Origin of the sequence: Jiangella anatolica, from assembly GCF_003236295.1 — a bacterium.
Lineage (GTDB): Bacteria > Actinomycetota > Actinomycetes > Jiangellales > Jiangellaceae > Jiangella > Jiangella anatolica.
Map to the genome: position 1 here is coordinate 1 of NZ_POTW01000161.1, position 6293 is coordinate 6293.

Consider the following 6293-nt stretch of genomic DNA (forward strand, 5'->3'; position numbering starts at 1 on the left):
CCTCCGCCGCCCGCCCCCTCGGCGCCACGTTGATCTTGGAGTCCGGCCGCCATCTATCGGACAGATCACCCGGAGTTACCGGCATTGCTCCAAGATCAACTCCGGTCAGGGAGGACGGCGGGGGCTTGACCACGCGCCGGAGGGCGTGCTGGAGTAGCGCCGACTTCCCGGATTCGTGCCGCCGGCCACCTTCGGTCCGACGCGGAAACGTTTCCGAGTCCACGGGCGCAAAGGAGCGACGGATGGCGGCACGGAATCGGGCCACTGTGGCGGTGGCGGCATCGTTGCTGGTCGCGGCGGTGCACGTGGCCACGTCGGGTTCCTCGCCGGGGGTCGGCGGCAGGGACGAGGCTGCCGGACGGGCCGCGACGGTGGCACCGGGCACGGTCGTCACGGGGACGGCTCCCGCGGGACAGGCCGGCGTCGCCGTCGAGTACGCCGCCTACCTGCCCGCCGGCTACGACGAGACCACCGACGAGTACGCGACGATCTACCTGCTGCACGGCCGGGGCGACACGCTCGCCGCCTGGCAGCAGGTCACCGCCGACCTCGACCAGCTCATCGCCGACGGCACGGTGCCGCCGCTGATCGCCGTCATGCCGGACGCGCCGTGGAGCGACCGCGGCAGTTGGTACGTCGACTCCGAGCACACCGCCGGCGAAGCGGTCGAGACCGCGCTCACCCAGGACCTCGTCGGCCACATCGACGCGACGTACCGGACCGTCGACGACCGGGACGCGCGGGCGGTCGGCGGGTACTCGATGGGCGGCTACGGCGCACTGCGCTACGCCCTCGCCCACCAGGACGTCTTCGCCGCGGGCCTGGTGCTCAGCCCGGCCGTCTACGTGCCGCTGCCGCCGGCCGACTCGTCGGCGCGCGAGTTCGGCGGCTTCGGCGTCGGCGACACCCTGTTCGACGACGCCAGGTACACCGAGCTCAACTACCCCGCCCTCCTGGCGAGCACGGACCCCGAGCTCGACACGCACCTGTTCATCGCGGTCGGCGACGACGAGTGGGCCAACCCCGATCCGGCCGAGGCGCAGCACGACATCGACTTCGAGTCCGCCCGCCTCTACAACGCCGCCCGCAGGGTCGACGGCGTGACGGCGGAGCTGCGGATCCTCGACGGCGGGCACGACTGGGACGTCTGGCGACCGGCGTTCCGCGACGGGCTCACCGACCTCGCCGGCTACCTGCGCACCACCGACCCGCTCCCGCTTCCCGGCGAGATCACCGGCACCGACGGCGACGATCGGGCCGGTGGCGTCGCGGTCACGGGCGACACCACCGTCACCGCCGTCAACGAGCGCGGCGTCGACCCCGTTCTCACCAGCGACGACGGCTGGACGCTCCCGCTCGCCAGTCCCGCCAACGACCGCGTCTACGGCCTGCACACCGGACCCGGCGGCGATCTCTACACGGCCGGCTACACCCGCGGCGACCTCGACGGACAGCATCCCGGGAACGCCCGCGACGACGCCTTCGCCGCCCGCGTCACCAGCGCCGGAGCAAGGCAGTGGCTGACGCAGTTCGGCGACCCCGCCGCGGCCGACCGCGCCTACGCGAGCGTCCCCGCGCCGGACGGCGGCCTCTACGTCGCCGGCTACACCAGCGGCAGCGTGGGCGGCACCCAGAACGCCGGCGACAAGGACGCGCTCCTCGCCCGCCTCGACGCCGACGGCACCCTGCTCTGGACCCGCCAGCTCGGCGGGCCCGGCGAGGACAAGGCGCTGGCCGTCACGATCGGCGCCGACCGCCGCGTCTACGTCGCCGGCGTCACCTCACAGGCCATGCCCGGCGGCACCGCCAACGGCGGTCTGGACGCCTGGGTCGCCCGCTACACCGACGCCGGCACGCAGGACTGGCTCCGCCAGTTCGGCACCACCGAGAACGACCAGTTCACCGCGCTCGCGCCGCTTCCGACGCAGGGCGTGGTCGCGGCCGGGCACACCGGCGGAACGCTGGGCGCGGCGAGCCACGGCGGCAACGACCAGCTCGCCGTCGCCGTGACGTCGAGCGGCCGGGCCCGCTGGATCACCCAGGACGGCACCGACGGCGACGACCGCGCCGCCACGGTCCAGGTCGCCGGCGACGGCACGATCACGATCGCCGGGCACACCGACGGCCGCGTCGGCGTCAGCGCGGGCGGTGTCGACGTCGTCGTCAGCACGCTGGGCAGCCGCGGCCAGGTGCGCGACCGGATCCAGTTCGGCACCGAGGAGCGCGACGGCGCCGACGAGTGGGACGAGTCGAACCTCTACCTCGACGCCACCGGCACGCTGATCACCGGGCTGACATTCGGCGGCGGCCGCGGGCTCGGCGACGTCTTCACCGGCCCGCTACCGCCGGGCGAGGGAACCTAGAACAGCGCGCTGGCCAGCGCCGACCGCGCCTTGACGACGCGCGGATCGGCGCCGCCGACGATGTCGAACAACTCGACGACGCGGGCCCGGACCCGCTCGCGGTCGTCGCCGAAGACCCGGCGGACGGTGCCGATGAGCCGGTCGAACGCCTGGTCGACCCGGCCCGACACCACCTCGATGTCGGCGGCCAGCAGCTGCGCCTCGACGTCGGCCGGGGCCGCGTCGGCGGCGGCCAGTGCGGCGGCGGGGTCGGCGCCCGCGGTCCGGCGCAGCAGCTCGACCTGGGCCAGCCCGGCCTTCGCCTCGGCATCGGCCGGCGCGTCGGCCAGCACCTGCCGGTACGCCTCGGCGGCCTTGTCGAAGTCGCCGGCGTTGATGGCGTCGTAGGCGGCCTCGAACCGAGGGTCGATCGGCTCCTCGGCCTCCTCCTCCGGCGAGGAGGCCTCCGCGGCGCCACCGGCGCCCGGGATCGGGTCGGACCGCCCGGCCACCCCATTGGCCACGGCCATCTGCAGCAGCTGGTCGATGACCTGCTGGGCCTGCGCCTCGGGGATGGCGCCCTGGAACAGCGGCACGAGCTGCCCGCGCAGCACCGCGACGACGGTGGGGATGCTCTGCACCTGCGCGGCCTGCGCGATGGCCTGGTTCGCGTCGACGTCGATCTTGGCGAGCACGAACCGGCCCTCGTACTGCGCGGCCAGCCGCTCGAGAATGGGCGAGAGCGTCTTGCAGGGCTCGCACCAGGTCGCCCAGAAGTCGATGACGACGGGCACCGACATGGACCGGGTGAGCACCTCGGACTGGAAGGTCGCCTCGGTGACGTCGATGACGTAGCCACCGCCGGCGGCGCCCGGCGCGGCCTGCTGGGCCTGGCCGGCGCCGTTGAACGCGGACAGGTCGACGGCGCCGGGGCGGCTGAAACTCTGCGAGCTCATGGCCCTATCCTCCCCCGATCAACCGCCCGCTTGCCACATGGGTGCCTCAGTCCCAGTAGGCGCTGCTCCAGTGCCGGGGTTCGACGGCGTGCGCGCGGTGCGGCGGGACGTGCCCGGCCGGGGCCTCCGCACGTGCGGAGCGGTCCAGCCGGCCGAGCCGATGCAGCGGATAGGCGTGCAGGAGCAGGATCACGACCATCAGCACCAGCAGCGACGGCACCAGCATCTACGGCCTCCATGGTCGGAGCGTCGTTGCCCGCATGGTGACAGATCACCGGCGGGCCGTCCAGCGATCGTCAGAACCGGGCGGGTTCGGTGTACACCCCCCACTCCGCGCGCAGGGCGTCGCAGATCTCCCCCAGCGTCGCCTCGACCCGGACCGCGTCGAGCATGGCCGGGACCATGTTCTCCGACGTCCGCGCGACGGAGACCATCTCGGCCAGCGCGGCCCGGACGGCGGCGTCGTCGCGGCCGGCCCTGCGCTTGGCCAGCGCCTCGCGCTGGGCGTCCTCGACCTCGTGCGACACCCGCAGGATGTCCAGCTCGCCGGTGACGGTGTCGGTGTGGACGTTGACGCCGACGACGCGCTTGTCGCCCTTCTCGACCCGCTGCTGGTGCTGGAACGCGGCCTCGGCGATCTCGCCGGTGAACCAGCCGTTCTCGATGCCGTGCAGGATGCCGGCCGTCATCGGGCCGTACTCGTCCCGCCAGCGGGTGTCGTCGGCGCCCATCGCGCGGATCCGGTCGAAGATCTCCTCGGCCTCCGCTTCCAGCCGGTCGGTGAGCGCCTCGACGTACCAGGAGCCGCCGAGCGGGTCGGCGACGTTGGCGACGCCGGTCTCCTCCATCAGCACCTGCTGGGTGCGCAGCGCGATCTCCGCCGCGGACTCGGTCGGCAGCGCCAGCACCTCGTCCAGCGCGTTCGTGTGCAGCGAGTTCGTGCCGCCGAGCACCGCGGCCAGCGCCTCGACCGCCGTACGGACGACGTTGTTGTACGGCTGCTGGCCGGTCAGCGACACGCCGGCGGTCTGGGTGTGGAACCGCAGCCATTGGGCCTTCTCGGTGCGAGCGCCGTAGACGTCGCGCAGCCAGCGGGCCCAGATCCGGCGCGCGGCGCGGAACTTGGCGATCTCCTCGAAGAAGTCGACGTGCGCGTCGAAGAAGAACGACAGCCCGGGCGCGAACACGTCGACGTCCAGCCCGCGCGACAGCCCCAGCTCGACGTAGCCGAACCCGTCGGCCAGCGTGAACGCCAGCTCCTGCGCGGCCGTCGAGCCGGCCTCGCGGATGTGGTAGCCCGACACCGACAGCGGCTTGTACTTCGGAGTGCGGTCCGCTGTGTATTCCATTAGGTCGCCTATCAGACGCAGATGCGGCTCGGGCTCGAAAAGCCATTCTTTCTGCGCGATGTACTCCTTGAAGATGTCGGTCTGCAGCGTCCCGTTGAGGTCGCCGACGGCGACGCCCTGCCGCTCGGCGGCGACGACGTACATGCAGAAGATCGGCACGGCCGGCCCGCTGATCGTCATCGACGTGGTGACCTCGCCCAGCGGAATGCCCGCGAACAGCTCCTCCATGTCGGCCGCGGAGTCGATGGCGACGCCGCAGTGCCCGACCTCGCCGAGGCTGCGCGCGTCGTCGGAGTCGCGGCCCATCAGCGTCGGCATGTCGAACGCGACCGACAGCCCGCCGCCGCCGGAGCGCAGGATCATCTTGTAGCGCTCGTTGGTCTGCTGCGCGTTGCCGAACCCGGCGAACTGGCGGATCGTCCAGGCCCGGCCGCGATACCCGGTCGGGTAGAGGCCGCGGGTGAACGGGTACTCACCCGGCCAGCCGATCCGCTCGAACCTGGGGTCGCCGGCCCCCTCGGGCGGCCCGTAGACCGGGTCGACCTCGGTGCCGGACAGCGTGGTGAAGTCGGTGTCGCGGACCTTGCCGGCGGCGAAGGCGGCGTCGAGCCGGGCCTGCCAGCGTCGGCGGCCCTCCTCGATCTGCTGGGCATCCATGATGATGGGGTCTCCATTTAGTTGGACGTCCTAGTAACTAGCTCCATCGTACTCGCGGTGGGATGATCGGGCACGTGCACATCACAGCGCGCGCCGACTACGCCGTACGGGCGGTGGTCCAGCTCGCCTCCCAGCAGCCGGCGTCGGCCACCCGGCAGCAGCTGGCCGAGGCGCAGGACATCCCCGGCAAGTTCCTCGAGACCATCCTCGGCGACCTGCGCCGGGCCGGCATCCTCGACGCCCAGCGCGGCGCGACCGGCGGCTATCGCCTGACCAGACCGGCGGCGGAGATCACCCTGGCCGACATCGTCCGGGCGACCGAGGGCCCGATGGCTGCGGTGCGCGGGATGCCGCCGGAGGACATGATCTATCCGGGGCCGGCCCAGCCGCTGACCCGGGTGTGGATCGCGGTCCGGGCCAGCCTGCGCGAGGTGCTCGAGCACACGACGGTGGCCGACGTCATCGCCGACCGGCTGCCCGACCACGTGATCGAGCTGCAGAGCCGCCCCGACTCCTGGACCCGCCGCTAGACCCCTCCTGCCCCGCTTCCGGCGTCGTGCTTGGCACGCCCCAGCGTCGCGCTTGGCACGCCGTGGCGCCGCGCTTGGCACGCCCCGGTGTCGCGCTTGGCACGCCGTAGGCGACCTGTCGCGCCGGATATGCGGCGTTTGTGGAACTCCCCAGCGTGCCAAGCGGCACTCCACGGCGGGGATCACGACACCCTCGCCGGGCGGGCACCGGCACGCGTGAGCCGCACCACCCCGTACGGGTGCGGCCCAGCGTCGTGCTTGGCACGCCCCGGCGTCGCGCTTGGCACGCCGCAGGCGACCCGTCGCGCCTGATATGCGGCGTTTGTGGAACGGGTGACGTCCCAGGTCGTGGTGTAACGGTCGGGCCGTTGTCGGCGTGGGTGACCACGTCGGGGGTGGCCATCGTGTGATGGTCGGCGAGACCACGCCAATGGTTCTCGCGGAAGGGACACATCACAC

The 6293-nt window shown here is 72.7% G+C and carries 5 protein-coding genes; 2 read left to right on the top strand and 3 right to left on the bottom strand.

The genetic code is table 11. From position 1 onward, the window contains the following. Nucleotides 1–242: 242 nt before the first annotated feature. Complete coding sequence (locus tag C1I92_RS32300; RefSeq protein ID WP_111258732.1) at nt 243–2363, top strand: alpha/beta hydrolase-fold protein; 2121 nt, start codon at nt 243–245, stop codon at nt 2361–2363. Here C1I92_RS32300 and C1I92_RS32305 read toward each other — a convergent pair. From C1I92_RS32305 to icmA, 3 genes are all read right to left on the bottom strand, one after another. Further along, the gene (locus tag C1I92_RS32305) at nt 2360–3298 is read right to left on the bottom strand and encodes a tetratricopeptide repeat protein (RefSeq protein ID WP_111258733.1); all 939 of its coding nucleotides are present in this window, start codon (nt 3296–3298) and stop codon (nt 2360–2362) included. The genes C1I92_RS32300 and C1I92_RS32305 overlap by 4 nt on opposite strands. A gap of 46 nt (nt 3299–3344) precedes the next feature. After that, nucleotides 3345–3524 carry a hypothetical protein gene (locus C1I92_RS32310; RefSeq protein WP_111258734.1) on the bottom strand — a complete coding sequence of 60 codons (180 nt, stop codon included), beginning with the start codon at nt 3522–3524 and terminating at the stop codon, nt 3345–3347. Between the two features lie 70 nt (nt 3525–3594). Then, the gene (gene icmA / locus C1I92_RS32315; protein WP_111258735.1) at nt 3595–5304 is read right to left on the bottom strand and encodes a coenzyme B12-dependent isobutyryl-CoA mutase large subunit; all 1710 of its coding nucleotides are present in this window, start codon (nt 5302–5304) and stop codon (nt 3595–3597) included. Between the two features lie 74 nt (nt 5305–5378). Here icmA and C1I92_RS32320 point away from each other — a divergent pair, with 74 nt between their 5' ends. Next, nucleotides 5379–5834 (top strand): RrF2 family transcriptional regulator, encoded by a 456-nt coding sequence (locus C1I92_RS32320; protein ID WP_111258736.1) that lies wholly within the window; start codon nt 5379–5381, stop codon nt 5832–5834. Nucleotides 5835–6293 lie beyond the last annotated feature (459 nt).

Coding starts and splice junctions, on each gene's coding strand:
- icmA (WP_111258735.1), bottom strand. CDS start 5,304: ATGGATGCCCAGCAGATCGAGGAGGGCCGCCGACGCTGGCAGGCCCGG.
- C1I92_RS32305 (WP_111258733.1), bottom strand. CDS start 3,298: ATGAGCTCGCAGAGTTTCAGCCGCCCCGGCGCCGTCGACCTGTCCGCG.
- C1I92_RS32300 (WP_111258732.1), top strand. CDS start 243: ATGGCGGCACGGAATCGGGCCACTGTGGCGGTGGCGGCATCGTTGCTG.
- C1I92_RS32310 (WP_111258734.1), bottom strand. CDS start 3,524: ATGCTGGTGCCGTCGCTGCTGGTGCTGATGGTCGTGATCCTGCTCCTG.